This window comes from Gluconobacter cerinus, from assembly GCF_002723935.1.
Taxonomy (GTDB): domain Bacteria; phylum Pseudomonadota; class Alphaproteobacteria; order Acetobacterales; family Acetobacteraceae; genus Gluconobacter; species Gluconobacter cerinus.
The window spans coordinates 663746-690674 of record NZ_BEWM01000002.1 but is presented as its reverse complement, the minus strand read 5'-3'; the positions used below and the strand labels follow the sequence as shown (position 1 = coordinate 690674).

21 protein-coding genes and 1 pseudogene are annotated in these 26929 nt (G+C 56.2%); 5 read left to right on the top strand and 17 right to left on the bottom strand.

Features of this window, described 5'->3' with window-relative positions:
- Window positions 1-52: 52 nt before the first annotated feature.
- Complete coding sequence (gene grxB, locus GCE01_RS07100; protein ID WP_086633334.1) at window positions 53-709, bottom strand: glutaredoxin 2; 657 nt, start codon at window positions 707-709, stop codon at window positions 53-55.
- Window positions 710-759: 50 nt separating this feature from the next.
- Window positions 760-1344 carry a YqgE/AlgH family protein gene (locus tag GCE01_RS07095; RefSeq protein ID WP_046900835.1) on the bottom strand — a complete coding sequence of 195 codons (585 nt, stop codon included), beginning with the start codon at window positions 1342-1344 and terminating at the stop codon, window positions 760-762.
- Window positions 1345-1414: 70 nt separating this feature from the next.
- On the opposite strand from GCE01_RS07095, the gene GCE01_RS07090 reads away from it, so the two are divergent.
- Entirely contained in the window at window positions 1415-2170 is a 756-nt protein-coding gene (locus tag GCE01_RS07090) for an SDR family NAD(P)-dependent oxidoreductase (protein WP_099211920.1), read from the top strand.
- Window positions 2160-3038 carry a PPK2 family polyphosphate kinase gene (locus GCE01_RS07085; RefSeq protein ID WP_099211918.1) on the top strand — a complete coding sequence of 293 codons (879 nt, stop codon included), beginning with the start codon at window positions 2160-2162 and terminating at the stop codon, window positions 3036-3038. Before GCE01_RS07090 ends, GCE01_RS07085 begins: the two co-directional genes overlap by 11 nt.
- Window positions 3039-3101: 63 nt before the next feature.
- Here GCE01_RS07085 and GCE01_RS07080 read toward each other — a convergent pair whose 3' ends face one another.
- Window positions 3102-4925, bottom strand: coding sequence for a DEAD/DEAH box helicase (locus tag GCE01_RS07080; RefSeq protein ID WP_174694805.1), 1824 nt, complete (start codon window positions 4923-4925; stop codon window positions 3102-3104).
- A gap of 124 nt (window positions 4926-5049) precedes the next feature.
- Window positions 5050-5700, bottom strand: a complete 651-nt coding sequence (locus GCE01_RS07075; RefSeq protein WP_174694804.1) for a class I SAM-dependent methyltransferase — start codon at window positions 5698-5700, stop codon at window positions 5050-5052.
- 85 nt (window positions 5701-5785) lie between these two features.
- Between GCE01_RS07075 and dapF the strand changes: the two genes are divergently transcribed.
- Together dapF and GCE01_RS07065 are read left to right on the top strand one after the other, a co-directional pair.
- On the top strand, window positions 5786-6559 hold the full coding sequence (gene dapF, locus GCE01_RS07070; protein WP_099212028.1) for a diaminopimelate epimerase: 774 nt from the start codon (window positions 5786-5788) through the stop codon (window positions 6557-6559).
- Window positions 6556-7761: a MiaB/RimO family radical SAM methylthiotransferase gene (locus GCE01_RS07065; RefSeq protein ID WP_099211916.1), complete on the top strand. Its 1206-nt coding sequence runs from the start codon at window positions 6556-6558 to the stop codon at window positions 7759-7761. The genes dapF and GCE01_RS07065 overlap by 4 nt, the downstream gene beginning before the upstream one ends.
- A gap of 151 nt (window positions 7762-7912) precedes the next feature.
- On the opposite strand, the pseudogene GCE01_RS17105 reads toward GCE01_RS07065, so the two are convergent.
- The 6 genes and pseudogenes from GCE01_RS17105 to GCE01_RS07040 all read right to left on the bottom strand — a co-directional run.
- Window positions 7913-8149, bottom strand: a pseudogene (locus tag GCE01_RS17105) (IS5/IS1182 family transposase); the annotation flags it as partial.
- Window positions 8150-8419: 270 nt separating this feature from the next.
- Entirely contained in the window at window positions 8420-9028 is a 609-nt protein-coding gene (locus GCE01_RS07060; RefSeq protein ID WP_099211914.1) for a D-glycero-alpha-D-manno-heptose-1,7-bisphosphate 7-phosphatase, read from the bottom strand.
- A gap of 132 nt (window positions 9029-9160) precedes the next feature.
- A complete protein-coding gene (rfaD, locus tag GCE01_RS07055; protein ID WP_099211912.1) occupies window positions 9161-10162 on the bottom strand; it encodes an ADP-glyceromanno-heptose 6-epimerase in 1002 nt (333 codons plus the stop codon).
- Between the two features lie 155 nt (window positions 10163-10317).
- The gene (locus GCE01_RS07050; RefSeq protein ID WP_099211910.1) at window positions 10318-12126 is read right to left on the bottom strand and encodes a glycosyltransferase family 9 protein; all 1809 of its coding nucleotides are present in this window, start codon (window positions 12124-12126) and stop codon (window positions 10318-10320) included.
- A 103-nt stretch (window positions 12127-12229) separates the two neighbouring features.
- Window positions 12230-14245, bottom strand: a complete 2016-nt coding sequence (locus GCE01_RS07045; protein ID WP_099211908.1) for a glycosyltransferase family 9 protein — start codon at window positions 14243-14245, stop codon at window positions 12230-12232.
- Entirely contained in the window at window positions 14242-16440 is a 2199-nt protein-coding gene (locus GCE01_RS07040) for a glycosyltransferase family 9 protein (RefSeq protein WP_167386131.1), read from the bottom strand. Before GCE01_RS07040 ends, GCE01_RS07045 begins: the two co-directional genes overlap by 4 nt.
- Before the next feature lie 468 nt (window positions 16441-16908).
- Here GCE01_RS07040 and GCE01_RS07035 point away from each other — a divergent pair, with 468 nt between their 5' ends.
- The gene (locus GCE01_RS07035; protein WP_099211904.1) at window positions 16909-18237 is read left to right on the top strand and encodes a glycosyltransferase family 4 protein; all 1329 of its coding nucleotides are present in this window, start codon (window positions 16909-16911) and stop codon (window positions 18235-18237) included.
- 18 nt (window positions 18238-18255) lie between these two features.
- On the opposite strand, the gene GCE01_RS07030 is transcribed toward GCE01_RS07035, so the two are convergent.
- The 7 genes from GCE01_RS07030 to GCE01_RS07000 form a co-directional block, all read right to left on the bottom strand.
- The gene (locus tag GCE01_RS07030; protein ID WP_099211902.1) at window positions 18256-19140 is read right to left on the bottom strand and encodes a hypothetical protein; all 885 of its coding nucleotides are present in this window, start codon (window positions 19138-19140) and stop codon (window positions 18256-18258) included.
- Window positions 19133-20335 (bottom strand): AGE family epimerase/isomerase, encoded by a 1203-nt coding sequence (locus GCE01_RS07025; protein ID WP_099212026.1) that lies wholly within the window; start codon window positions 20333-20335, stop codon window positions 19133-19135. The genes GCE01_RS07030 and GCE01_RS07025 overlap by 8 nt, the downstream gene beginning before the upstream one ends.
- Window positions 20336-20373: 38 nt before the next feature.
- The gene (rfaE1, locus tag GCE01_RS07020) at window positions 20374-21828 is read right to left on the bottom strand and encodes a D-glycero-beta-D-manno-heptose-7-phosphate kinase (protein WP_099212024.1); all 1455 of its coding nucleotides are present in this window, start codon (window positions 21826-21828) and stop codon (window positions 20374-20376) included.
- 290 nt (window positions 21829-22118) lie between these two features.
- On the bottom strand, window positions 22119-23345 hold the full coding sequence (locus GCE01_RS07015; protein WP_174694803.1) for a polysaccharide biosynthesis/export family protein: 1227 nt from the start codon (window positions 23343-23345) through the stop codon (window positions 22119-22121).
- Window positions 23346-23765: 420 nt separating this feature from the next.
- Complete coding sequence (locus GCE01_RS07010) at window positions 23766-24413, bottom strand: ABC transporter ATP-binding protein (protein ID WP_099211898.1); 648 nt, start codon at window positions 24411-24413, stop codon at window positions 23766-23768.
- A gap of 10 nt (window positions 24414-24423) precedes the next feature.
- A complete protein-coding gene (locus GCE01_RS07005; RefSeq protein WP_145995778.1) occupies window positions 24424-25485 on the bottom strand; it encodes a capsule biosynthesis protein in 1062 nt (353 codons plus the stop codon).
- A gap of 438 nt (window positions 25486-25923) precedes the next feature.
- Window positions 25924-26718 carry an ABC transporter permease gene (locus GCE01_RS07000; RefSeq protein WP_099211894.1) on the bottom strand — a complete coding sequence of 265 codons (795 nt, stop codon included), beginning with the start codon at window positions 26716-26718 and terminating at the stop codon, window positions 25924-25926.
- Window positions 26719-26929: the final 211 nt, after the last annotated feature.

Below are 26929 nucleotides of genomic sequence, written 5' to 3'. Positions count from 1 at the left end.
ATTTCCATCCATCTGACGAGACGGTTTCAAGATGTCCTGCAATGGCCTTTCCTCAGGCCGCAAACCCATCCAGCAGGCTCACACCAGATTTTTCAGACATGGTCTGACGGTAAGCCTCAACCCCGAGCGGGTAACGCAGTCCTTTGATGAGTGACATGCTGTGAAGCTGGGCAAACAGATGAATATCATCTGTGGAAAGTGTGCCATTCACGGCTTCAGGAGACTGGATCAGGGGTTCGAGCTCTTCCAGCAATGCGTTCAGCTCTGCAATTTCCTTTGAGCCATCTGCCAGAATTTCCCAGAACGGGCCGGTAGATTCTTCCTTGCGGCGAATGAAGCCCGCCCGGGAAGATGTTGTCGCGAATTCAGGCAAGGGTGCGCAAACTGCACGCGGCAGGAAGAGGCGATACGTGGCCTTGCTGCTTGCACGCAGCCAATCTGCAATGTCCTTGCGAACCGGCCCGTTCAGAACCGGGGCGCCAACTCCATCAATATGGGAGACGATATCCATGCTCTCCGGCATGTATCGACCGTTCTCCTCCAGAATCGGGACAACCTTTCTCCCAACCATACTGATCGGGCCAGCTTCGTCGTCATTCAGAAAAATACGCTTCTCGAACGGGATGTTTTTCAGGCCAAAAATCATCATAGCCTTCACGCAGAACGGGCAGTGCTCATAAACGTGAAGGATACGGGTTGTCTGATTCATGATCTGAAAATCCTCATGTCTGTCAAAAGTCGTTGCTCCGAATAAATCGGTCAGGCTTCACCCATAGCGGAGGAGAGCAGCAGCGGATCAATGTTGATGGCCGCCAGTGCCTTTCCCCATTTTTTCGAATGATCCATGCCAAAGACAATCTCATCGCTGGCCGGCGCAACCAGCCATGAACTATCCCTCAGGATCTCTTCTTCAAGCTGACCTGGTGCCCAGGATGCATGGCCAATCGCCATCAATGCCCGCTTGGGGCCCTGCCCCGCAGCAAGCTCCCGCAGCACATCCAGACTGGCCGTCAACGTCGCCTGATCATTGACGCCCAGGCTGCCCTCTCCGTTCCAGTCAGTCGAATGCAGAACAAACCCATGTGAATGATCGACGGGCCCCCCCATACAGACGGCAATCCGGCGTTCAGGAGGGTTCGGCTCGATTCCGAGCTGCGCAAAAAGATCATCCAAACCCGGCTGGGCCAGACGACGGTTGATAATCAGCCCCATCGCCCCGTCTTCGGGGGAGTGGGCACAGAGATAGATCACGCTCTGGGCGAAGACTGTCTCCGCCAGTTGCGGCGCCGCAACCAGGAGCATGCCTGTCAGGTTGTCATTCTGTCCGGCGAGTGTTTTCTTCATTCTCTACAAATGGGTGCATCTCGTGCCTCTTTGCAAGCGTTCCCATGTCGAGAGTTTTATGGAGGTCTTCATGTCCCTTACCGTTCTCGTGACCGGTGCCACTGCCGGCTTCGGACACGCCATCGCCACACGCCTCGTACAGGATGGCCATCGCGTCATCGCCACAGGAAGACGGGCAGAACGTCTTGAAGCCCTGAAAGCCGAACTCGGAGACAATCTTCTCCCCTTCCCTCTGGACATGACGGACCGCGACGCACTCCGCGCACTGCCAGACAGCCTGCCGGAAAACTGGCGAACCGTGGACGTTCTGGTCAACAACGCGGGCCTTGCACTCGGTATGGAGCCTGCACAAGAAGCCAAGATCGATAACTGGGAAACGATGATCGCCACCAACGTCTCCGGTCTGGTGGAAATGACCCACGCACTGCTGCCCGGAATGGTCGAGCGCAACTCCGGATATGTCATCATGCTCGGCAGCACTGCGGGCCTCTACCCCTACACTGGCGGCAATGTTTATGGCGCCACGAAGGCGTTCGTACGGCAGTTCAGCCAGAACCTGCGAACAGATCTTCTGGGCAAGCGCATCCGCGTTACGGATATTGAACCGGGCCTGTGTGGCGGAAGCGAATTCAGCTCCGTTCGCCTCAAGGACGACGACAAGGCAGCCGCTGTCTACAAAGACACCACGCCCCTGACACCGCAGGACATCGCAGAAACAGTCTCCTGGCTCGTGGGCCTGCCGTGGCACGTGAACGTCAACACAATGGAGATCATGCCTGTCTGTCAGGCTTCTGGTGGCCTTGCGGTGAACCGTCATGTCGGCTGAAAGCGGTATTCCCTCGCGCCTTACAATTACGGACGGCACGAAGTTTAAACTGACCGACTTCAGAACCGATGACCGGATTGGGCACGACAAGAAAAGTGCCCATACCCGCATCCGGGACTGCGTGGACCGGATGGCTATTCTGCAAGGGCGTCTGGCGGCCCACGGGTCCCACGGTATTCTGGTCGTGCTGCAAGGAATGGATACGGCAGGAAAGGATGGCGCTATCCGCCATGCCTTTTCCGGTCTGAACCCACAGGGCTTTCACGTCACATCCTTCAAGACACCCGCCGGTGCCGCGGAAAAGCGTGATGACCTCTGGCGTGTGCATCTGATGGCGCCAGCCCGAGGCGAAATCGCGGTTTTCAATCGCAGCCACTATGAGGATGTTCTGATCGCACGTGTCCATCCGGATATCGTCAGAGCACGCGGACTCAACCCGGATGAACCCGGCTTCTGGGACCGGAGACTGGCTGACATCCGGCACTTCGAAAGCTACCTGACGCACCAAAACGTCATCATTCTGAAGCTCTTTCTGCATATCTCTGCGGATGAGCAGAAGAAACGCATTCTCAAACGCCTGACCCAACCGGAGAAGCGCTGGAAATTTTCTCCATCGGATCTAGCCGAGCGTGAGAAGTGGCCGGATTACACCAAAGCTTACGAGGCTGCCATTCAGGCAACGTCCACTCCGGAAACTCCCTGGCACATCATCCCTGCTGATCATAAATGGGCAGCCCGCTTGATGGTCGCCGAGGCCCTGCTGGAAACCATGGAAAAACTTCACCTCAAAGTACCCGAAGAAAAGCTCTCCGACACATTGAGGGCCGCCCGTGATGCCCTTCTCGCGGAAGGGTCTTCCAGGACCTAATAAAGAAAAACCCCCGCCGGATCACTCCGGCGGGGGTTTTCAGTTCTGACGTAAGATCAGAAATCAGGAACGACGCTTACGGCTCGCACCTTCACCTGATGAGCCACCAGCACCCGGCTTCGGACGACCGAAACCGGAACCGCCACGGCCCTTGTAACCGCCGCCAGCACCGCCACCGCGCGGGCCGCCCTTGAAGCCGCCACCAGCGCCACCGCCGGACCGACCAAAGCGCTTGCCTTCGCCGGGGTTACGACCACGGGAACCATAGCTGCTGCCACCGGCAGGCTCAGCAGACGGCTCGATCGTCACTTCGTCAGGCTCAGCGCCAGCCACACAGGACTTGAAGCGCTCGACGCTCTCATCCGTGATCTGGAAATAGGTCTGATCCTGCTCGATGCGGATGCTGCCGATGTCACGCTTCTGAACATTACCAAGACGGCAGATCAGCGGGATCAGCCACTTTGGATCAGCGCGCTCTGTACGACCGACGCTCATCTTGAACCATTCGCCCGACACGATGCGCTCTTCACGCGGTGCGCGTTCCGGACGATCGCCACGGCTCTGTGGAGCTTCAACGGACATTGCCCGGATCTGCTCAACGTTCGGCAGGCGAGCACGGTACATCTGCACCAGCGCTGCTGCGAGCTTCTTCGCGTCGTAGGTTTCAGCCAGCTTTAGAACCAGCTCATCCGTCGTCTCTTCGGATGCGTTGGCAAGGATCGGATCGTCCAGCAGGCGCTTCGTGTCCTGAGCGGCGATCGCGTCAGCCGTAGGAACAGCTTCCCATTCGGCCTTCACGCGTGCCATTTCCAGCAGACGCTCAGCACGACGGCGCTGGTTCATCGGCACCATCAGCACACTGGTGCCCTTGCGGCCCGCACGGCCGGTACGGCCAGAACGGTGCAGCAAGGTTTCAGAAGCCGTCGGGATGCTGGCGTGAATCACGAGATTCAGCGCTGGCACGTCAATGCCACGGGCGGCAACGTCAGTCGCGACACAAACGCGGGCCTGACCGGAGCGGAGGCTCTCGATCGCACGGCTACGCTCGTTCTGACCCATCTCGCCGGAAATGGCGACAGACGCGAAGCCACGCTCCAGAAGAGCAGCCTGCACCTGACCAACCATCATACGGGTGTTGCAGAACACCATGGCCGTCGGGCTTTCGTAGAAACGCAGAACGTTCACGAGGGAACGCTCGATTTCCTGCGGAGCCGTTACGACGCAGCGGTAGGTGATGTCAGAATGCTGCTTGGCGCCGGAAACCGTATCGATGCGCTTGGCATCTTTCTGGAAGCGCTTGGCAAGAGACGCGATTTCGCGCGCAATCGTTGCCGAGAACAGCAGGGTGCGACGCTCGGATGGGGACGCATCCAGAAGCTGCTCAAGCTCGTCACGGAAGCCCATGTCCAGCATTTCGTCAGCTTCGTCGAGAATGACGCAGCGCAGACCGGACAGGTCAAGGGAACCACGGGACTGATGATCACAAAGGCGGCCTGGCGTTCCCACAACAATGTGGGCACCACGGCTGAGGTCGCGGGCTTCACGGCGGGCATCCGTGCCACCAATGCAGCTCGCGATACGAGCGCCGGTCTCGGCATAGAGCCACTCAAGTTCGGACTGGACCTGAAGGGCCAGTTCACGCGTCGGGGCAATAACCAGAGCCAGCGGCTGTGGCGACGGCGGGAGGCGATCAGCCTCACCAAGCAGCGTCGGCGCAATAGCCAGACCAAAAGCTACGGTCTTGCCTGAACCCGTCTGGGCGGAAACCAGAAGATCACGATCCTCCAGCCCTGGCTGCAGAACTGCTTCCTGAACGGGAGTGGGCTGTTCGTAGCCACGCGCCGTCAGGGCGCGCAGAAGGGCAGGATGAGTATCGGGGAAAGGCATATTTAATGAACACTCGGCAAACGTCACGCCGACGGCAAAAAGCGGCGGCTGGGATGCCGCTGCATAAAGACTTCCGAGCATAAATGCCAGAAGTAACGCATCCGAACCTGCGAATCAGGCAAAATCAGCCTCTGGGCTTCCGCCCGACAACCGCCCGAACCGTGTCACGCCATGCCGTCAGATCTTCCGGAGGAACGACTTCACCTGTGTCGAGTTCCCCGAAACCAGCCTTCGAAAGAAGAACACTGACAAGGCGTGCCCGGTCTTCTGGCTCCAGAGCCTGCCACATTGCAACAGCTTTCTGCTGATGAAATTGATCTGAGAATGTGACAATCAGGGGAGCCCCTTCCTTCAGAACACGAAGGGCTTCCGTCAGGACTTTCAACGGCTGCGTCAGGTATGCCACCCCGTCACACAGCGTTATGGCGTCAATTGTATCGTCTTCAAACGGCAGGATGGGATCTGCGTTCAGATCCTGTACGATCCGTGTCGTCAGCACAGGATTTGTGTCCAGCGCAGCCTTGGACGCTCCCAGTCCGATGGCATCCTGAAACCGGGCCTCTTCTGGATAATGGCTGAGTGACCCCGCCATAAGATCCAGAACCGTGCCCCCAACGGGAAGAGAGGTCTGGTAAAGTGCCGCAACCGCCGTGCGGGCCCCCATGTCCATCAGCGAATCCGGAAGACGCTGCGCATAGAAGATCGTATCCGGTTCATTATTGACGCGCGTAAACGCCGCTGCGTGAAAACCTTCAACCTGTTCCGTGCCGCTCATATCCATCTCCTCCTGACTGACCTGTCGAAATGAGGGTATGTTCCTCGTGCGTCAACCCGCAGGATGCTCTATGGGAGGCACCATCATGACCCTTTCTTTCACCAAGATGCACGGCCTGGGCAATGATTTCATCGTCATTGATGGCCGCGAAACCGACCCCGCCCTTGACGAAGCCACCATCCGGCACCTGTGCGACAGACGCTTCGGCATCGGCTGCGACCAACTCGTCCTGCTTTCTGCTCCCACCCTGGAAGGTGCGGATGTTCTGGTCCGTTTCTTCAATGCTGATGGGTCGGAATCCGGCGCCTGCGGGAATGCATCGCGGTGTGTTGCCAGTCTCGTTGGTAACAATCCCGTTCTCCAGACCCGGGCTGGACTTCTCCTGACGTCCCAGGATGGCGATCGCATCACGGTGAATATGGGCGCTCCCCGGACTGGCTGGCAGGACGTGCCGCTGTCCAAGGATTGCGATACACTTCACCTGCCCCTGCATGATGCAGCCGCCTGCTCCATGGGAAATCCTCATGCGACCGTTTTCGGCGACGTATCGCGCGCAGAAGATCTTGGCCCCTCTCTCGAGAAGTCTCCGCTCTTCCCGCAGCGCGCCAATATCGGATTTGCGGATCTCATCACTCCCGGTCACATGCGTCTGCGCGTCTGGGAACGCGGTGCGGGTTTAACACTGGCTTGCGGCTCAGGAGCGTGCGCTGCCGTGGTAAATGCCGTACGTCGAGGCCTGGCAGACCGGACCTGCCTCGTGACCATGGACGGTGGAGACCTGCAAATCACCTGGCAGGAAAACGGGGACGTCCTGATGACCGGACCGGCCACAACCGTTTTCCATGGCAAGCTTCCGTGACATCCCCTTCCGTTCTGACATTCGGCTGCCGTCTCAACGCGCATGAGAGCGACGGCATGGCGCATCACGCCCGCGGGCAGGATGACACCATCATCGTCAATACATGCGCCGTTACGACCACAGCCGAGCGACAGGCGAGGCAGGCCATCCGCCGCGCTCACCGCGAGCGCCCGGATGCAAAAATAGTCGTGACAGGCTGCGCGTCGGAAATTGACGCCAAGCGCTGGATGGAGCTGCCCGGCGTGGTGCGGGTTGTGCCCAATGCTGACAAGCTCAAGCCCACCACATGGGGAGACAGCAAGCCCGGCCTTCCGCCATCACGGCATGCCCGTGCTCTTCTTCAGGTCCAGCAGGGATGCGATCATCGCTGCACGTTCTGCATCATCCCCTATGGCCGGGGAGACTCCCGCTCCACCCCCACAGCGGAAGCTATTTCGAGAGCTCGCGCCCTGACTGAAGCCGGACATCGTGAAATCGTTCTCACGGGTGTTGATATTGCTTCGTGGCAAGGCACAGACGGCGAGGGTCTGGGCCGGATGTGCCGGACGCTCCTGCAGGACGTTCCCGCCATCGAACGCCTGCGCCTGTCGTCCATCGACCCTGTCATTCTTGATCCGGAAACGGGAGATCGGGACCTTTGGTGGCTTCTGGAAAACGAGCCCCGCCTGATGCCACATCTGCATCTGTCTCTTCAGGCTGGTTCCGACCTCATCCTCAAGCGCATGAAACGCCGACACACCACCACGCAGGTCGCGTCCATGCTCCAGCATGCTCGCGCCTTACGCCCCAATATTGGTGTTGGTGCAGATCTCATAGCGGGCTTCCCGACAGAAACAGACACGCTTTTCAACGAAACACTCTCCTTCATCGAAGAGCAGGCTATCCCGTTTCTGCATGTCTTTCCCTACAGCGAACGCCCCGGCACACCTGCCGCCCGAATGCCCGCGGTGCCGAACGGAGAACGTCAAGCCAGAGCAGCCCAGCTTAGAGCTGTTGGCGAGGCAAACCGGGATACGTTTCTTGAAAAATTTGTGGGTCAGACTGTGAACGTCCTGATCGAGACACCTGACCGAGGCCATTCTCCGGAATTTGCGCCTGTGCGCTTCGCTGCCGACGCCTCCCCCGCAGTCAGAGGGAGCATCATTCCCATGTCGATCTACAGTGTCTCAGAAGGGCATCTTCTGGGACGCAGCCCTGCCTAAAAACCTGCGGTCAGGGCAAAGCGGGCAGAAACTGGCTCCAGCGAATGACCTGTTGTGCCGCTCTGCGCAGCAGACCCCAGTGTCAGGCGATAGTTATACGCATATTGTGCCGCTTACGCATGCGCATCGAAGACGTCAGGCTCAAGACACATAGTCCGAACATAAAGGTCGCAGCTAGACAGATGGTCGAGAAGAAGAAATTCGTGCATCTATCATGGTATGTTCTGACAAACCGCCAATCCTTGAGACGTGCAAACATGATTTCGATACGGTTACGGCGTTTGTATCTGTGTTTGTCGTGCCTGATGCGGATTACCAAGGATCCTCATCCTAGAATGCAAGGCTTTATCCCTTTTTACTTTAGAGCATCACTAAACCAGTCGGCATCCCTGATCTGCAAGAAGCCGTTCTGCCCCTAGAGAGGCTGCTCGGTCGCTCATCTTCAGTCTCCTCACGGAGCCAGAACGAGTTTTCTATAAGAAGATTATGGCTCCTGAGCATAATGTACGTTTTCAAACAAAACCTCACTCGGGGATCCTGACCTCACGCCTTGAGGGGACCGGCCAGAGGCAGCGCCACGGCCGATCCGTTACGGCAAAGAATCGGCCATGATGTTTGAACCTTGAACAGAACATCCCAGACAAGCCTTCGGAAGGATCTACGAGCTTTCAAGGGTTTGCCATGAGAGTAAAGCGGCAGGGGAAATATCCGCCAAATGATCTACGGTGTGAATCGGAAACGGAACTGTCTGGATGTCTGCGACAAAGCCATCATCAACTAGAAAACCCAGAAGCAATCCGGCGGCGGCAGCAGCTTGCATGTCAGTGATCTTGTCGCCCACCAGCACACTTCGCGTCAGATCAATGTCATACAACTGCCCCGCTGTCGTCAACATTCCTGGTGCCGGCTTACGCCATTCGGCAAGGGGGCTGACATCGTTAGGGGCTGTGCCGCAGAGAAACACGGCGTTGACATATGCTCCTTCGTGCAGAAGCAATACCTCGATCTGTTCCTGCACAGCCAGCATGGTGCACAGGTCGAAATAACCGCGACCGAGACCGCTCTGGTTTGAGACGATAACTACCGGCCAAGCCGCAGCATTGAAGGCCGCGATCATCGTCGCGGCGCCATCGCGAAGCGTCACGCTTTCTGGGTCCGCGAGATAGCCCGTATCGATATTGACGACGCCGTCTCGATCCAGAAACAGCGCTGGCGTGCCAGGAGCGATCGGCCGCCGCACCAGCATGACATTACTACCGTGCGGCATGATGACGTTTCTTATCTAGTATTGTCGTCATGCCGCGGCCATGTTTGAAGACGCGCGTAAGGATCCGCAGCAGCCTGTGTTCTGCCCGAACATACGAGCGCGTCAACGAGTTAGCGTTGCCCAAAATGGTCATCAGGACTCTTTAGTTAACAGAAACCGGACATAGTCCGAGACTCCTGCTGCGACATCAGCAAATACATGGTCGCAACCGGTGGCGCGCAGGCACGTCAGATCGGCCTGTGTGAAGCTCTGGTATTTACCCATCAGAGCTTGGGGAAAGTCAATATATTCCAAAATCCCGTTACTGACCATCTGCTCCAGCGTAATAGCGGGCTGGTCCTGTGCGCTGCGCAAGCTATTCACCACCGCATGGGTCACGTCATTAAACGCCTGCGCCCGCCCGGAACCGAGGTTGAAAACACCGCTCTGTCCTGGATTATCAAAAAACCAGAGATTGACCGCCACGACATCGTCAACATAGACAAAATCACGAAGTTGCTGGCCAGGTGCGTAACCGTCATAAGAGCCGAACAGCTTGACCTTTCCGTCCGCACGGAACTGGTTGAATTGGTGATACGCGACCGACGCCATACGTCCTTTATGCTGCTCATGCGGACCATAAACGTTAAAGTAACGAAATCCTGCAACCTGACTCCGGATCCGCGGCAGAGACTGACGGACAACCTGATCGAAAAGCAGTTTCGAATAGCCGTATACATTCAACGGACGCTCGAATCGAGGATCCTCGATGAATTGCGATGAGCCACCATAGGTCGCGGCGCTGGACGCATACAGCAAGCGCGTGCCCGAAGAAGCGCAGGTATCGAGCAACATCTTGCTCGTAGCATAGTTATTGGCCAGCATGTAGCGACCGTCATGCTCCATCGTATCGGAACACGCACCCTCGTGGAAAATGGCGTCTACCGAACCGAACTTTCCTGCCGCAAAAGAATCGTAAAATGTCGTCTTGTCCACATAGTCGCTAATTCCAAGATCAACGAGATTATGAAATTTCTCCGATTTTGCGAGATTATCGACTGCGATAATATTGGTATACCCGCGAGCATTAAGTCCTCGCACAATATTACTGCCGATAAAGCCGGCGGCACCAGTTACAATGATACGTTTGCGCATATTCTCTATTCACTCAATGGGAAAAGGGATTTTAACCTGTCTTTCAACTTGATGCCCCGACCATAGAACCGTGCGATCATTTCGATAAGACGGCAACTCGAACGGCCTACTATCAGACGGGGATCGCTCCCTCCCCGTCCTGGGACCATTTTGCTTTATTCGGTCTTCGACTGTTCGAACACGTCCAGTGCGACCTTGAGAACGGTCTCGACAGATATTGTGGTAATGCACGCTGCATCCCGCCCACAAGCATCACGGTTATTTAGTCCGCATCCCGCACATGGAACAGTACGAGAGAGGATCACGCCCCCCTGATTCTGTCCCCATTCTTCCCAATTCAAACGAGGAATGGCAATACTTACGACCGGGACACCGCGTGCAGCAGCCAAATGTTTGGGGCCGGTATCATTAGCCACGAACAGAACGGCGCTCGCGACCAGGGCATCGAATGCATCCATCGGCAGGCAGTCCATGAGCGTCACGCCAGGGAGTTCGGTACAACGTGAGCGTACTGCATCGTTAAGCGCATGACCGTCAACGAAAAACAGAACCTCGCGCCCACTAGCTGCCGCAAGGACGCCGCAGAGTTGCAGGAAATTCTCGATCGGCCACCGATTGATAGGATGGCGCGCGCCTGAATGGACGATGATAGGGCGATCGCGAAGACGCGTCATGCCCAGTTGCGATGGGGCAGGTTCACGGCGAGGAACAACTTCACGCCGCTGGTCCATAAGTTGCCCAAGGGAAGAGACAAGGAGTTCAACATGGGCGGCGTGGGATATGACAGGCTTACGGTTAATTACCTCGCGGGATATCACCTCGATTCCGAAGTCAAGGAACGGAAACTGCTCGGGCTTAAAGCCCACCCGACGGCGTGCCGAGCAAAGAAGGAGAAGGTGCTGACTTTCAGCACCAGGGGAGAGGTCGATAGCCAGATCGAAGCTGCGCCCGCGAAGCTGGGTGCGCAGATGGGCGTCCGCCTCTGCGTCGAGATAGCGGCGTTCTGTCTTTGAATCGTAGCGCAGTGTCAGGTCAAGATACTCGTCCGCAACACCCGAGGCGCGGGCTACAGGCACATTGGCCTTCTGAAGAAGCATGGTCACGTGGGCCTGAGGGAAAAGTTTCCTGAGGCGGGCCATCGCGGGAAGCGAAGCGGCGACGTCACCAAGCTGGTCGGTTCGCAGGACGAGGATCGAGTTTACAGGGCCTGAGAACAGAGCACCCGGAGGGTGATGGCGCTCGACCGGGCGCGAGAGCACCCAAGACGTAGCATCATCCGTCGGGGAGTCGGGCGACTGGATGTAAGAAGAAGACTGCACCGCATCGGGGACCGCGTGCAGGGTCGTATCCTCGTTCTGCACCATGACGAAGCGACGCATCTGCCCGGCTAGACGCGAGCCGGCCCAAGCGCGAACATGAATCTTCTGTCGGCCTGTCCTGAGACAGGACGTATCGATCCAGAGATTGGCCGACCAGGTGGATACAGCGCCGATCGTCGTCAGGCGTACCGGGGTAATGCGGCCAATGACCTCTCCTGTGTCGTCCGAGCAGGCCAGCACCTCCGTAAGGTCGTGGCGCGAATGAACGAGCACACGGAACGCCACCACGCCGGAAAGGACCGGCACGCCCATTCTGGTTTTCATCCAGCCGATTTGGACAATCGAAAAGCGTGTCCGGCTCACAGCCAAAAGGGCAGCAACGGAATTCCCCAGCGGACGGAGAACGGGCCCGACAAGCGGGTTCCCGTTCCGCGACCATGCAATCAACTGCTTGGCCAGCCAGCCGACATGGTGGAAAATGACACCATCAAGCAGGGCCGCCGCGCGGGTCGGGCCTGCCTGCTGCGACAGATGGGGAAAAAGCGCGTCCTCGTCAGTATACAGGTCGCGATGCCCTATATTCCGGTCGGATGTCAGACCCGGAAGACGTTCGACGTCGTCCGGAACGGTGTACACCCCCGTCATGCTTCAAAACTTTCTTTTTCGTCCCAGATTCCATGCTGGAACCCGCATTGAAAGGCCGGTGCCGGCTGGATTAAGGCCAGCGCCGGCCCAAGGTGGACGCGCATTATGGAGACAGAGCCTCCCGGAGTACCTCTTCGATGGTGATCTGTCTGATGCAAGCGAAGTCCTGACCGCATTCCGTTTCGTCATAACGTATGCCACAGCCCGCGCAGGGCACCCGGCGAGCAAGTACCACGCCGCCGAAGACCTGTCCCCATTCGCGCAGGTCGTCGCGGCCCGGATGAAGGCTAACAACCCGTGTCCCGCGAAGACTCGCCCAGTGCTTGGGGCCGGAATCGTTGCCGATCATCAGTGAGGCACAGGAGAGCAGCGCATCGAGGTCGTCGAACGGGATCTTCCGGTCGAGATAGACGATCCGCCCATCCTCACGGGCTTCGTTGGAGAGGCGTGCCTTTTGCTGTTCGTCACTGCCCATGTAGACGACCTTGTATCCAGCCCTTAGGAGCCGTGCCGTCAATTCGGGATAATGGGGCCAGCGAAGAAACTGGGCGAAGCTCGATCCGGTATGCAAGACGACATAACGGTCATTCTCGGACAGGCCGTACCGGGCCAGAGGCTCGGCGTTCGGCTTGGTCCGGGGGAGAGGACGCGCGTTATTATCCAGCCAGAGCCCAAGTGCTTCCGAGAGCGCGCGAGCGCGGGCCGTATGCGCCATGGGGGAGAGACTTAGGCCGCCATTCGGTGAACGGGCGTCAAAAACAACCTCCAGATCTTCGACTTGGTCAGAGCGCGCGACGGTCATGGTGACCGGCGCCCCGGTCAGAGGGAGCAGTTTGTTGGCATGCTCACTGTAGAGGAAGTCGATCGCGAGGTCGAAGTTATAGGGCTTGCACTGCGCTGCAAATGCTTCCTGCGCACGCTTGTCCATGACACGCCTGTCCTGATACTTGTCATCAGGAAAACGAATGACGACAATATCATCGAACACTCCAAGCGTAGCCGCCAGATCGGCATTGGCAGGGCTGAGAAGACCAACGATCCGGGATTTAGGCGCAAGTTCCCTGATACGCCGTACTGCCGGCAGCGTAATAACCATATCCCCGAGTTGATCAGGTCTGATGATCGCGATCGTATCGAGCTTGCCCGGGAAGGATCCTGGCGTGACTTTTCGCACAAGGCTCGGGAGGCGGTTGACCTGTTCGACTACCGTTAGTGGTGACTCAGGGTCCAGCGGCGGAATCAGGGCAGGACTCTGCTCATCGAATCCTTCCGGCAGTCGCTCGGCGACGAGGATTGTCTCACGTTTCCATTCGATGCCTTCACGCGGCTCGCCCTGAAGGGGGTTCGCGAATAGGACGATCTCGTGCTTCCCGACAGGGAAATCACTGAAATCAATCCAGGCATTGAAGACGTATTTGCGCAGGTTGGAGCGGTTTTTTTCCCAACGCAACGGAACGACCTGCAAAGGTGCGGAGTAAATTAGCTCGTCATCAAGGAAAATGTCGATGCTGTCGCACGGCATTGACGTGATGACATGACCGCGCACCGCGTCAACACCGCGGATCACACGGCCTTTTCCCGAGCTTGTCTTGCGGTGGTTGCCAAGACGCGAAATGGTGAAGGTCTCATGATAGTCCCGCTGAAGCTGGTCGAGCTGCCTTGGGAACAGCCGCTCCGAGACGAGCCCCTTGAAGTCTGCGTCTTCAAGGGAATCACACCGCTCCTGCTCGCGGGAAAGCTCCTCGCTTTCATGAATTGCGCGAAGCTCGTGCCTGACTTCGTCGAAATTGGGATAATGATTCTGCATTGCCCGCATGTAATGGTGTTGGGCATCGCCATACCGGCCAACCGTTTTGTAGAAATGCCCGAGCTGCATGTAAATTTCCGGGTCATCAGGATTGGCCTCGCGGACGTTCTGATAATGCCGTTCAGCCGCAACAAAGTCCTTGGCCTCCTTGCGCATATGCCCAGCAGCCATTGAAATGGACGACGGCCCTCCAAGAGCTATGACTTTTTCGTAGAGTTCGGCGGCGGCAAGGTAGTCTCCACCGTCCCGAGCCTCGTCCGCCATTTTCTGAACTTCGCTGCGCCATTTGCCTGCGCTGATCGTTGCGCTCATGCCATGTCTCCTAATGCGAGGACGGGTGTTGGTGACTCGGTGGAGGTCTCTGGCGCATTATCCGGGCGTGCAATCTGTTTAGCGACCTGGAAGAACACCTCGTCGACAGTAATATCTTTCACGCATGCGATGTCGTAAGTGCACTCCTCCTGACGAGAGATGGGAATTGGGCCACATCCCGCGCAGGGGACGCGCCGGTAGAGGCACACACCCGCTAGCTCGGATTTCCATTCGGTTGCGCCTAGACGTGCAGAAAGTATTCTGACGGCTTTCGCGCCCCGCAGAGTGGCAAGATGACCCGGGCCGCTATCATTGCCTACAAAGCTTGAACAGTAAGACAAGAATGCATCAAAGTGATCGAACGGAATCAAGCCAGCCAAAAAGATGATCCGTCCATCTAAAAGAGCTTCTTCGGAAAGATTTGGGCGCTGGCTCTCATCATGAGCAATATATACAACCTTCAGTCCCATCTGCTCGACAATTCGGTTGGCAAGTTCGGTATAACCTGGCCATTCCGTAGCCTTGATGCGCGAACCTGTATGCATGACAACGAAATCGTCATTAGGTCCAATTCCGTAAAGCCGTAATAAGTCACGGCTCAGGTCATCGCGCCGCTGAACACGTGCGCCACTATCGAGCCACACTTCCAGTGCCTTGGCCAGAAGCCCATATCGGGCGGCATAGTTAAGGATATTTGCGCCAGAAATTGCGTCGCGCGAGGTGTAATAAATGTTAAGGGTTTTGTGATCTTCACCGTCAAAGCCGATAGTCACCGGGGCGCCAGTCATCACTGAAAGCTGCCTCGGCCTGTCGCTTACCATGCCGGTGATCGCCAGATCGAACTTGTAGGAAGCGAGTTGCTCCATAAGTTCAAGCTGCTGATCTTCGGTTAGATATCGGCCCTGTTCATAAGGATTTTCCGGGAAATCAATCTCGATGACCTCATCAAAAATCTCAAGTGCCCGGCAGCCATCGGCATTATCCGCCGACGCGAGAACGACTAGTCTGGCCGAAGGAAGAAGCTTCCTCACATGCAGGAAGAATGGCACTGAGACAGCAACATCACCCAAACCATCAAGCCTGAGAATGGCGACGTTGCGTATGGGGCCGGGATAGGAATTGGGGCTCGCCTCGGAAACGACTGTAGGCAGGGCCCGCACCTGCTCGACAAGGGAACGGGACGGATCAAGACCGGCGACAGGTACGCGCGCCGTCGCATCTTGGAAAAATCCGTCGGCAATGGGAGCGTCCACGATAATATCGTCGATACGCCAGTTGATATTGACCTCGACGCTGTTCCCGGTGCCGACTGCTCGATAGTAGATTTTATGCCATCCGAATGAGAAGCGCGAAAAATCAACCCACACATTGTAAGCGTATTTGCGCAAACGCTCATCTGATTGTTCGTTCTGTACCGGCCCGACGGTCAGCGGTCCTTCGTGCACAAGCTGTCCGTCGATATAGATCTCGATGTGATGATAGGGCACAATCGAGAGAATATGGCCGCGCAGGCTTCCTACACCGCGCACCACGTCGCCGGCACCCCAGCGCGTTCTTTGATAAACGCCATTGAAGGTGCGTACGAACTGAGGAGAATGATTTTGCGTTAGTTCATGTCGGGTGGGATGAAAAAGCGCGGGGTCGATCCGCTGATCCACATCCAGACGGTTCAGTGCGTCGAGCTGGGCAGCCTGAGCGATCTTCTCGCGTTCATCCTCGAAATCGCGTTTTTTCTCAAAAACCATCTGTGCCTTGACATCGGCGCGTCGAGCAGCCGCTAAGGGCCAGCCGGGGTGAAGAAGAAGCGCGCTGTCATAATGCTGAATGGCCTGAAGGTAGTGCTTCTGGCAAAACTCGAGTTCGCCCCACTCAAAGTGAATCTGCACATTGCCGGGCTCGATCCGCAGAGCCTTGTCCAAGCTGTCGCGAGATGCGTCGTATCGACCCATATCGCGCTGAAGCCGCGCAATGGAGATCCACAGCTCTGGAGTTTCACCCCAAAGTTCTATGATTTTCTTGTAATACAGAACGGCCAGCGCCAGCTTCTTGCCCTGTTCGGCTTCCTTGGCGAGTACCCGTATGGAATCGGCGTCAATGGACGAAGAGGTCCTATCCTGGTTCCGAGAACCTGCTGTCTTATCCGGCTGCAAGCGCGCGCCCGAACGACGCCGGACGACCTCAAGGAACTTTCCCATCTTTACCATACGTTCTTCTCTGTACTTCGTTCTAGCGGCGGTAAGGTCATCCGGACAGTTAAGACCGAATGAGTTGCGGCATGATAAAGTCTGCCCACGTTTTTATCTTGCCCTCGTCGGAGGCATTCGTGAAGAGCATTAGGCGAGGTTACAACAAATGAATGGATCGAAGAGCCGTTGTCCGATGTTATAACGGATTGCATTTGGGGTGAGTCGCTCTGGTTCTGAAGTCCAGATTCTACTGACAGTTCACAGGAAGCACAGCTGTTTGAGGTCTTGAGACTTTACCGGACATTACCGGCAGACATAAATTCATTCGTATGGACTTTTAATTGTTCATGACTGTCATCGAAAAAACCCTCCGGGGGCTTAGCCAAACGATGTCCGGCAATGTTTCCGTCGCCGATCAATTAAGGTGCTGGTGTAACGCCGCAGAATGTTTCATCCCCTCCCCGCAGGAGTAAAAGAATGACCGTTGCCGTATCACCCCCTTTCCATGTGACCCTTGATGGTTTCAATCTCGCTCTTCCCCGCGGGACAGGTGTCGCTACCTACGCCAGAACCCTGAGTGAGGCTCTGAAGGGAATGTCTGCGCAGGTCGACGTGCTTTATGGCTTTAACATTCCTTCCCATACGCCCGCCGCCCTCCGGGAAGTCCTGTTTTATGACCGGCTGGGCGAAGAAGAGCCAAAGACGAAGGCCAGCTTCCTGTCGGAACGCTGGAAAGCACGTCAGCGCAGCACTTTGACAGGATGCACGGCCCAGACGGTACCTGCAGACTCACAGATTGACGCCCGTTCCTTTAGCGAACGCATGCCGGCCTTCGACCAGTTGTTAAACGCGCGGGATCTCTTTTTCGTCGCTGCGCAGCGCTACCGGGCCACACGCCGTTTCATGACGGTGAATCTACCGGTAACGCCTGACGTGATGCACTGGACCTATCCTTTCCCGATCCGCGTCAGGGGCGCACGAAACGTCTATACGGTCCATGACCTTGTCCCTTTGCGGCTGCCGCACGCTACGCTCGACGATAAGAGCTATTATTTTCGCCTGATGACGGATCTTTGCCGGCACGCGGACGCGATCTGCACGGTCTCCGAGGCTTCGAAGCGCGATATCATCGCATTTTCTTCCCAGGTCGCACCGCTCGTTCACAACACGTATCAGACAATCCGCAGTCCCGCGGCCTCTCTGAAAATCAACGAGGAAACGCTGAAGGATGTTCTCGAACGGCTTTATGGCCTACGTCGGGACGGTTACTACCTGTTTTTCGGTTCGATCGAGCCGAAAAAGAACATTGGCCGCCTTCTGGAAGCAATGCTCTCATCGTCCGCTGAGCGGCCGCTGGTCATCGTGGGCGCGATGGCCTGGAAGGCGACAGGCGAACTCAGGCTGCTCGAGCGCTGCCTGAATACCGGACGGGTAATTCGCATGGAATATCTGCCGGAGCGGGACCTAATGACGCTCGTGCGTGGTGCACGTGCATTGCTGTTTCCCTCTCTAGCGGAAGGTTTCGGCCTCCCGGTCATAGAAGCTATGACACTCGGCACGCCCGTCATGACCTCATGCGAGGGCGCCCTTCCGGAAGTCGGTGGAGATGCAGTCCTAACCGTGGATGCATATGACATTCCGCAGATCACAGCGGCCATCGAGCGGTTGGACAGGGACGACTCACTCTGCGCTGCGCTGCGCGCCGCAGGGCCCAACCAAGCGGCACGCTTTGACATGAGTTGCTATCAAATACGGCTGAAAGCATTTTACGCCGATGTCATGCGGGCGCCAATGAAGCACCCCTGACGGGCGTGGCGCGCCTTCTTATACGGAGATGCGCCACACTTTCTGATATCCTGAGTAAAGAACCTCCGCGCGGATCGTATCGAAGAACCGGTCGACGATCAGCCCCTTGCCGCCCGGCCCCAGCGGCGCGACGTCAAAATCGTCGATGCACAGGATCGTTCCTGGGCCAAGAAGACGACGCGCGGCCATCAGTTCCATGGAGTGATGAATGGCGCTAGGCATCGGATTATCGAGGTCCAGATCGAAGGAATCGAGATAGATCAAGGCCGCTGGCCCCATACCAGCCGCGCCCAGAGCGTCGAGAGTGGCGACGGAATCGTTGAGGATGGTGCTAGTGACGCTGCTACACGCACGGCGAGCACTGTCAATGCTCTGGGGATTGACGTCGATGGTTATGACCCGCCCCCGCCTTTCGCGCGCATACCAGTCGAACTGAAAAGTACTCTGCCCATCGCCGTCCCAGTTGCGCGGCACACGCAGGCATCCGGTCTCGATAATGAAGGGCGCTTCGTGCTGGTCAAGCGCTTCAAAAATTGTCGCAAACCCGTCGGCGCGCTTGCCGAGACGCTCACGCAGATAGATGTCGAATCCCGACCTAAAATCGCAGTCCGCCGCTTCGGAGGGCAGGCCGACATAATCGTAATCCGCCTGCGTGACCCACGCGATGCCGTCCGCGTCTGTTCCTGTCCGGGCGAGTTTGGCAAGCTCTTCTACGGCTGCGCCTGAGGCGATCTCGCGTACAATCGCCTCCATGTCCGCATTCTGACTATTGATCCGGGCGAGGAGCGCCTTGCCCGCGCCATCCGTGAGCCTATCCAGAAAGGCTAGCACATGCGCCGGGAATGTGTCCGTCGCGGCGGATCGACCTGTCTTTTTCGCCGTGCTTTTGCGTATCTCAGCCATGACCCGTCTCCGGCACACAGCCCGAAAGCAGCCGCGCCGCGCCATAAATATGATAGAGCGAACTGGCGGGCATGTAGTCCACCAACGGCGAACCAACCTCGTCGAAACGGTCTATCCATCCACCGGCGAGGCGTGACGGAGCAAATCGTGCGAGAAATGTCGTGCCCAGATCGTGAGCTGAGATGCTCTCCCGTTTACCCGAAACATGATGCGTGCACAGCAGGCGAAGGAGTTCTGTCTGCGGCCAAATCCGCGTCATCCGCTCGAAAACAACTCCATCCTCGGTCATCGCGTCGAAGACGAATCCCGTCTTCGGGTCGGTCCCGAGTGACAGGCCGGAACGGAACAGCCGCTCCGTCACATCCCTCAGCCCAGCCATATCCTCTCCCGACGGAGAGACGAGCCGCTCATATTCGCCGATCAGCCATGCCCATTCGAACAGATGGCCGGGCTCAACACGATTACGGGATGCGGGTTCCAACGGCTTCCAAGAAGAATCGAAGAACTCTAGGAGCAGGCCGGAGCGCCGGTCGAGAAGATGGTTCCGCGTGAGCGTCATCAGACCGCGCAGCCTATCAAGGTAATACTCGTCTCCTGTGGCTTCGAACAGGACGAGATAGGCTTCGAGCAGGTGCATGTGCGGATTTTGCCGCCGCAGGGAATCCGTGGAAGGGACCGTATCGAGATAACCCGTGTCGGGCGCGGCAAAGATACGCTCCACCTCTTCCGCCGTCTGACGGGCGATTTTCCGGTATCGTTCTTCCCCGGTCAGCCGAATTGCCCACCCATAGGCGAACAGTATGAATGCATGAGCATAAAGATCACGTCGGGAATCGGCAGGCTTACCGTTGGGCGCAAGGGAAAAAACCCACCCGGCATCCCCATCGCTGCCATGATAGGCGCGCTCAACGACGTCGAGACATTGCAGCGCCTGTGCGGAGGCATCGTAAAACCCGTCGAGCGTGGCGCGGCAATAAGTCGAAATCTGGCGCGCCTGTACCATCAGGCGCAGCCCACTCATGGGCACAGGACAGCCGTCCCAGTTTAGTCGCTCATGATAAAGATTTCGCTTCCTATCGAATCCCGCAACACTCCAAAGCGGGAGCGCCCTCGCGCTCAGCCAGTCCCTCCAGACTTCACCGGAGCCTGCGCTCTTCGTGTCGGTCGAAAAGGAAAGCTTGTCAGAAACCGTCATGAATGTGTCCTTGGATGAACGGGCAATGGAGCGGATCATCAGATGAAAGGCGATGGTGCCGGTGCTGTCTGCATTTTCCTAACGATGGACGTCGTGGAACGACCAGATACGATATCCACGAGAACGACTGACCCACCGTAGGACTTTACGAAATCCCCGCCCACGACCTGGTGCTCTTGGTAGTCAGCCCCCTTGACGACAACATCGGGCCGCAAAGCCTGAATGGTTTCAAGTGGCGTGTCCTCGTCGAAGATTACGACCATATCGACGTCACGCAGCGCCCCCATGACGGTCGCGCGGGCCCGTTCATCCTGAAGCGGACGCTGCTCCCCTTTCAGACGCCGAACGGACGTATCGCTGTTAAGGGCCACGATAAGCTTGTCCCCTTGGCTCGCAGCAGCCCGGATCAGAGCGACATGCCCCGGATGGACAAGGTCAAAGCAGCCATTGGTGAACACCACTCGCGCACCATGATGATGCCACTGCTCGATTATGGAGCGGGCGCCTTCGAGCGAAACGATGGCTCCATCCTCTTTCATCTCGTCTATCAGCGCCGCACTCAATTCCGCACGCGAGACGGTCGCCGTCCCAAGCTTTCCCACGACGATCGACGCCGCGCTGGTCGCGATAACGACAGCGGTCTCAAGATCCTGCCCGGCCGAAAGCACGCTCGCCACCGTTGCCACAACTGTATCGCCGGCTCCGGACACGTCATAAACCTCTGATTTACGGACCTGCGCATGCGTAATCCGCCCGTCTCGGCGGAAGAGTGTCATCCCTTCTTCCGAACGTGTCACCAGAACATGGCCGCCGAATTGCTCAGACGCAACATGTGCGGCCAGTTCGATTTCCGCATCGTCACGCAAGGGCATGTCTGTGGCCACGCCAAGCTCACTCCGGTTGGGCGTAATGAGATCGGCACCACGATAAGCCGTGAAATCCCGCCGCTTGGGATCGACGATCACCGGAACACCATGCTGTTTCGCGGCTTCGAAAATCGCAGCCAGAACCTCGTCCGTCAGGACGCCCTTGGCGTAGTCCGAGCAGATGACGACATCCGCCCCAGCGATCGCGGCCTGACTGGCCTCCACGAGACGGCGGCGCGTAGAGGCGGCGGTCGTCTCAACTCGTTCCTCGTCAATCCGCACGATCTGCTGGCGCCCGCTCAGCACACGAGTCTTGGTGATCGTCGTCCATGCGGAGTCCACTACAAGACCACTGATATCAATGCCTGGCTGAACACTCAGAGCCGCGCGCAGCCTATTTGCCGATTCATCGTCACCCACTAGCCCGACGAGTGCCACACTGCTTCCCAGAGTAGCGGCATTCAACGCCACATTGGCTGCGCCTCCTGGCACTGCAGTATGATTGGCCCGTAGAAGGACTGGAACGGGAGCCTCGGGAGAAATACGGCCGACAGAGCCGTTGATATAACAGTCGAGCAGGAGATCGCCGATAATAGCCACCCGGCCGAACGCGAAATTATCAATCATGACCACATTCTCGTGATTGCCGTGGAAGAAAAGAGGGACGAAACTGAATGGACCTCTCGAAATAAAGATGGCCCGCAGGACAACCAGACATCCCCCGCGCGACGTGAGATCCCCGAAAGAGGCCTGTGCACACACATACCTGCCGGGCCCCGTTGCGCTGCCGATAGCGCAACGGGGCGATCAAATCTGTCGGAAAATCACAAACAAAGAGTAAAGACCGCATCAGTGACCCCTTACCTTCCGGACTTCCGACATACTCCGCTGGCAGGACAGGATGCAGCATCTGGGGGTTACTTGGCGATCCATGCCGCCGTGATTGCTGGGCTAACCAGCGTGCTGATCAGCTGGTTGAATTTGTAGAAACGGTTCGTTCGTGCATTGGCGACGAGGAGAACATCCTTGCTTTTTACCGGGATCTGCTGCGTCAGAAAATAGGATGTCGGGCTCATCAGATCGACCTGATACACGACAGGAACGCCTTTCGGCGTCGCAGCCGTCGTAAGACCTAGCCGCCGCGCAGTCTCAGGAGTTTCGAAGCGGAACAGAAACGCAGCATTCGGGTCCGCCCGCTCATCCGCAGGCCCCCCAACACGCGCAAGCGCTTCCGCTAAGGAGACATGCGGCGTTTCAAAACGCACTTCCGTCGCTTGCTTGCCAGCAGCTCCAAATACCGTATAGCTCCGGGGCTGATAAACGACATGCAGGCGGTCCCCTGGCCGGGCTCGAAGATCTTCAGCAGGGTATGTTTCCAGCGTTCCCAGATCCGTCTGGGCAGCACGATTGCCGCGCACAACCTGAATTTGCGTATCCTCCGGCGGATACATCGCGCCTCCGGCGATGGCCACTACATCCGATAGTCGTTCCTGCGCCGTACTCAGCACGACGCGCCCCGGATGATGGACCGAGCCAGACACGATAACGGTATTGGAAATATCGCTGGCGATGCGAACCATGACTTCCGCATTCTGTGATTTGCCAATAAGGCGTGCTCGGATCGACGCGGCGGCTTGCTGAGGCGTAAGACCCGAAACATACAAACGACCGGCATACGGAATGGCGATCGTCCCGTCCGACTCGACCTCTGTGGGAGGTAGATTAGACGTCGTGACGCCCGTTGTTCCATGCGAGATCGCCCCGACATCGCCACTCTGTCCTGCCGCCGACATTGAACCGCTGGAGGAGAACAGTCCATTGCCGAGCTCAAAAACCGCTATCGTAAGAACGTCACCAGCGCCGATCCGGTCGTTATGAGCTGGTGGGTTATTTGCCGTATCTAGGCTCGAAACGAGTGGTGTCACCTCAGCCGCCAGAATAGCTGCAACATCGGGAGACAGACGTACAACCGCAAAATCAAGCGGATTTCGTTTCGTATCCCGGGCTTCTGAAAGCACGCCACGCTCTGTCGGACCACTGTCAGGAAGTGCCGAGCACCCACCAAGTATCAGAAGAAGCGCCACCTGCGACAGGCCAAGAACGCTGGAACACCGGGAAGAACCTATAAGAGAATTAGTCGGCATAGCAGCTCGTTGCTTGGGATATACGATCATGTACTCTTTCTGGTCTGGTTTTCCACTTGTTGCAACAGGTGAAGGGTTTGAAAAATCCTTTAAATATAAAATAAGCCCCGTTATTCCATTCTTTAGGACACAACAAAGAACGAGAAAATGAAACAGCCGGTTTTATGGTCCGAATAACTTGACGCATTGGAACCCACCAGAGAATTCACTTGAATCCTTCTGAGAAATTGTGACTTTTGAAGCACCCTAGAAGATATAAAAAGATCTTACCTCGATCAAACGGAGCAACAGTGGCTTCAATTAAAAAGCCATATATCGTCACAGACCGCTGCAAGAAAAATGTCTGGTTATTTTAGCGTCGCTCTCCTCACATTCCATGTCCATCCCACCGCCATGCAAAAACCTCACTAAAGACATTCACTACAGAGATTCGTAGGTAGAAATGGCTTCATCCATGCTATCGTAAGGAGTCAGTTCCCCCTGATCAAGAACTGCAACTCGGTTGCACGTCTCTCTCATAAAACCCATATCGTGTGAGACAACGATCATTGCCCGTTCATCGCGCTTCCCAAAGAGTTCTTCCTGGCAACGCGCATGGAAACGCGCATCTCCAACCATTATTACTTCGTCTATCAAATAACAGTCGAACTCGATGACGATCGAAAGGGCAAAAGCCAATCGTGCCCGCATTCCTGACGAATAAGTTTTGACAGGCTCGGTAAGCTGATGCCCAAGTTCGGCAAAATCATCCACAAAAGCTCGGGTATCCGCATAATCGAGATTGTAGATCCGGCAAATAAATTTCAGGTTATCTAACCCGCTCAAGCTACCCTGAAACGCTCCCCCAAAGGCGAGGGGCCACGAAACAGTCATATCCCGCTCGATTCTCCCCCCCGTAAGGTGCTCTACCCCCCCAATGATGCGGATCAAAGTCGACTTTCCTGCACCGTTACGCCCAAGAATCCCGAGTTTTTCGCCCTTTTTAAGGGTGAAATTAACGCCGTTAAGTATGCGGCGCCTTCCTCCATGGACCGGATAGTCCTTTATAAGATCAATGCATTGCAACATCAGTCAGCTTTCACATGCTTTTATGCTCACGGGCACCTGCAACCAGTAACGCACCAATGAAATACAATCCGAGCATGGTTACGAAAACGATGGCGATGTCTGCAACACTTCGTGGATAGATGGGATAGTCGGGCAGATCAGGTTGGGAGATCTCTTCCAGATAAAGCTGCTGCCGGTCGGCCTGAATTCGTGCAGCGTCGAGCGCCGCATCAGCCGCGCTGACTTCCCGCTCCAAAAGCTGCCGTTGAAAGACCAGATCCTCATATTTGCTGATCTTCGGCACGAATGATTTGCCGTCGCCTGTCACCTTGGTCGCCGAATTGGCAATCTCCTGATCCAGCGCACTCAGTCGTCGTGTCAGCACCTCGATCAAAGGGCTACTGGGCGTGGAGCGCCGAAGCTGCTCGAGTTGTACGCGAGTGGTCATTCTCGCCGTATCGAGACCGGCAAGATCGGTCAGAAGCGGCAGGGACTGACGCTGTGGATCGAGCAAGCCTGTCTGATTGCGATATGCATCGATCCGGGTATTAAGTGCCTGCAGACGGCTGATGGCAGCATCTCGCTCGCGCAGAGATGCTGCAATGGTATTTTCGCGCTGTCGCGCATTCATCTCGTTGACAAGCTGCTCAGCGGCTGTAAGGAGCGAGCGGGCAATACGTTGGGAAGTCGCCGCCCCGAAGGTGCGAACAGTAAGCGTAGAAAGGCCGGTCGTCGTATCGAGCTCGGCTTTCACATGCCTCTTATAGTAGCGATAGAAATGCTCGAACGTACGCCCCGAATAGAAATTCGGAAACCGCGCCAGAGCATCTGCCTCGGAAATGTCGAAAACATTAGCGAGATCCTGCGTTTTCAGCAAAAGCTGCGCTGCGTCGCGCGACATGACGTAGTCTTGGACGGCATACGTGTCCTCGCTACCACCTGCTGCGCCGCCAGAAGACAAAATCCCCGCCAGCAGCCCTGGGGTCTGCGGCGCCTGCCCGCGAACGACGAAATCGGCCTGCGAGACATATTGAGGAGACGCGATAAGGCCATAATAGATAATAGCCAACAGCGTCGGCAGAATCACCATCATGAGAAAAACCACGCGACGCTTGGCCCAGGCACTTATCTGTCTGATGCTAAGCCCAAATTTTGCATCGGATCTGGAAGACGAGGTGATGAACAATTTAGCCATAGGTCTGCTTTGCCTCAAACATCACAGGAAGGCAACGTAGCTTCCCCACCCTTTATTCCATCAGGAGAATATATTTTTTACCACGCTAACGTATTACACCTTGTGAAGAGTTCTCCTTGAAACTTTCGATCCATTCGAACATTCAGAAGAGACTACTGCACGAGCCAGTATATCCACTGGTCAAGAGGGGTTACGCAGGCGATGCGACAGGAAGGCGGGACGATCCTTTCAACGGATCTGCAAACCCGCTCCCTGAAAAGAGGAATAACCGATGTTACTCACCAACCAAATACGAATAAAAATACCCTAATAAATTGAAGATCCTTTCTCAGAAAATCACTGGACATTAATGTATTTTCTACTTCTAAGCGTGAGTGAAATTCCCAAAATAAGCATGAATGCTGTTGCGTATGAATTATAAACCATGTCGTAGTATGGATGAATATTATTTCCGAATTGCCCACCACGAATCATTTCAATATTATTGACTGATGGAGACCAGAGAAGAAGGTTCCTTGCCTTAAGCGGCAGCCAGCTTTCCAAAATAAAAGCACCAGAAAACGGCAAAGAAAGATAAGAAAAAACAGTTATAGATTTTTCGACTAATTCTGATCGTTGGCTCAGAGCGGCGACAAGCAAAGCCGTCGCATAAGAAAAAAGGCTTTGGTAAAAAATTCCTATGTAAAGAAGTCCGTAATCCTTCGGGGGCGTCATATACCCTAGCAACATTGCCCCCGAGCAAACGATAACCCCTGCAATGATCGTTCCTGCTATTTCGAGAATGCTTCTAGCCGTAATGATGTCAAGAGGCGTTACTTGTCGATGAAAGAGTAAACTTCCGTTCGCTTCAAATGCCCGAACGGAACTTGCTAGGCAGTGCCGCCACATCGTCAGGGGGACATAGCCTGTAATTACAACAGCTGTAGTCTGTAGGCCATGTTCGTATGAGGGGCGGATGGCTGTCCAAGCGATGGCGACGCCTGCACAGAAAAGGATCGGCTCACCTACGATCCAAAGATATCCGAGATTTTCACGTCCGAATCGTGTATGCAATTCGCGCAGCATCAAGGCGCCGATAACCCGAAGCTGGGTTAGAAAGAGTTGCAGAAGAGTTTGACGATTTTGATGCATGAAACATCATCCCTCAACAGGAAGATCATCGCAAGAGTCGCTAACTAGAGGGTTCAAAAAATCCTTTGGTTTTTAGAAGGTATCTATGATTTCATTTTTCCTTTGATGATTGGATGGATAAAATGAGACAGTCATTTTTTGATGTTGAGAAGAGGCTTTCTCGTTGGCGTGGGCTTGACAATCAGCTCTAGGCATCTTGTGGACTGTGGAT

Bases quoted from the DNA above. Each gene is read 5' to 3' on its own strand.
- grxB (WP_086633334.1), bottom strand. From the start codon at position 709: ATGAATCAGACAACCCGTATCCTTCACGTTTATGAGCACTGCCCGTTC.
- GCE01_RS07095 (WP_046900835.1), bottom strand. From the start codon at position 1,344: ATGAAGAAAACACTCGCCGGACAGAATGACAACCTGACAGGCATGCTC.
- GCE01_RS07090 (WP_099211920.1), top strand. From the start codon at position 1,415: ATGTCCCTTACCGTTCTCGTGACCGGTGCCACTGCCGGCTTCGGACAC.
- GCE01_RS07085 (WP_099211918.1), top strand. From the start codon at position 2,160: ATGTCGGCTGAAAGCGGTATTCCCTCGCGCCTTACAATTACGGACGGC.
- GCE01_RS07080 (WP_174694805.1), bottom strand. From the start codon at position 4,925: ATGCCTTTCCCCGATACTCATCCTGCCCTTCTGCGCGCCCTGACGGCG.
- GCE01_RS07075 (WP_174694804.1), bottom strand. From the start codon at position 5,700: ATGAGCGGCACGGAACAGGTTGAAGGTTTTCACGCAGCGGCGTTTACG.
- dapF (WP_099212028.1), top strand. From the start codon at position 5,786: ATGACCCTTTCTTTCACCAAGATGCACGGCCTGGGCAATGATTTCATC.
- GCE01_RS07060 (WP_099211914.1), bottom strand. From the start codon at position 9,028: ATGCCGCACGGTAGTAATGTCATGCTGGTGCGGCGGCCGATCGCTCCT.
- rfaD (WP_099211912.1), bottom strand. From the start codon at position 10,162: ATGCGCAAACGTATCATTGTAACTGGTGCCGCCGGCTTTATCGGCAGT.
- GCE01_RS07050 (WP_099211910.1), bottom strand. From the start codon at position 12,126: ATGACGGGGGTGTACACCGTTCCGGACGACGTCGAACGTCTTCCGGGT.
- GCE01_RS07045 (WP_099211908.1), bottom strand. From the start codon at position 14,245: ATGAGCGCAACGATCAGCGCAGGCAAATGGCGCAGCGAAGTTCAGAAA.
- GCE01_RS07040 (WP_167386131.1), bottom strand. From the start codon at position 16,440: ATGGGAAAGTTCCTTGAGGTCGTCCGGCGTCGTTCGGGCGCGCGCTTG.
- GCE01_RS07035 (WP_099211904.1), top strand. From the start codon at position 16,909: ATGACCGTTGCCGTATCACCCCCTTTCCATGTGACCCTTGATGGTTTC.
- GCE01_RS07030 (WP_099211902.1), bottom strand. From the start codon at position 19,140: ATGGCTGAGATACGCAAAAGCACGGCGAAAAAGACAGGTCGATCCGCC.
- GCE01_RS07025 (WP_099212026.1), bottom strand. From the start codon at position 20,335: ATGACGGTTTCTGACAAGCTTTCCTTTTCGACCGACACGAAGAGCGCA.
- rfaE1 (WP_099212024.1), bottom strand. From the start codon at position 21,828: ATGATTGATAATTTCGCGTTCGGCCGGGTGGCTATTATCGGCGATCTC.
- GCE01_RS07015 (WP_174694803.1), bottom strand. From the start codon at position 23,345: ATGCCGACTAATTCTCTTATAGGTTCTTCCCGGTGTTCCAGCGTTCTT.
- GCE01_RS07010 (WP_099211898.1), bottom strand. From the start codon at position 24,413: ATGTTGCAATGCATTGATCTTATAAAGGACTATCCGGTCCATGGAGGA.
- GCE01_RS07005 (WP_145995778.1), bottom strand. From the start codon at position 25,485: ATGATGGTGATTCTGCCGACGCTGTTGGCTATTATCTATTATGGCCTT.
- GCE01_RS07000 (WP_099211894.1), bottom strand. From the start codon at position 26,718: ATGCATCAAAATCGTCAAACTCTTCTGCAACTCTTTCTAACCCAGCTT.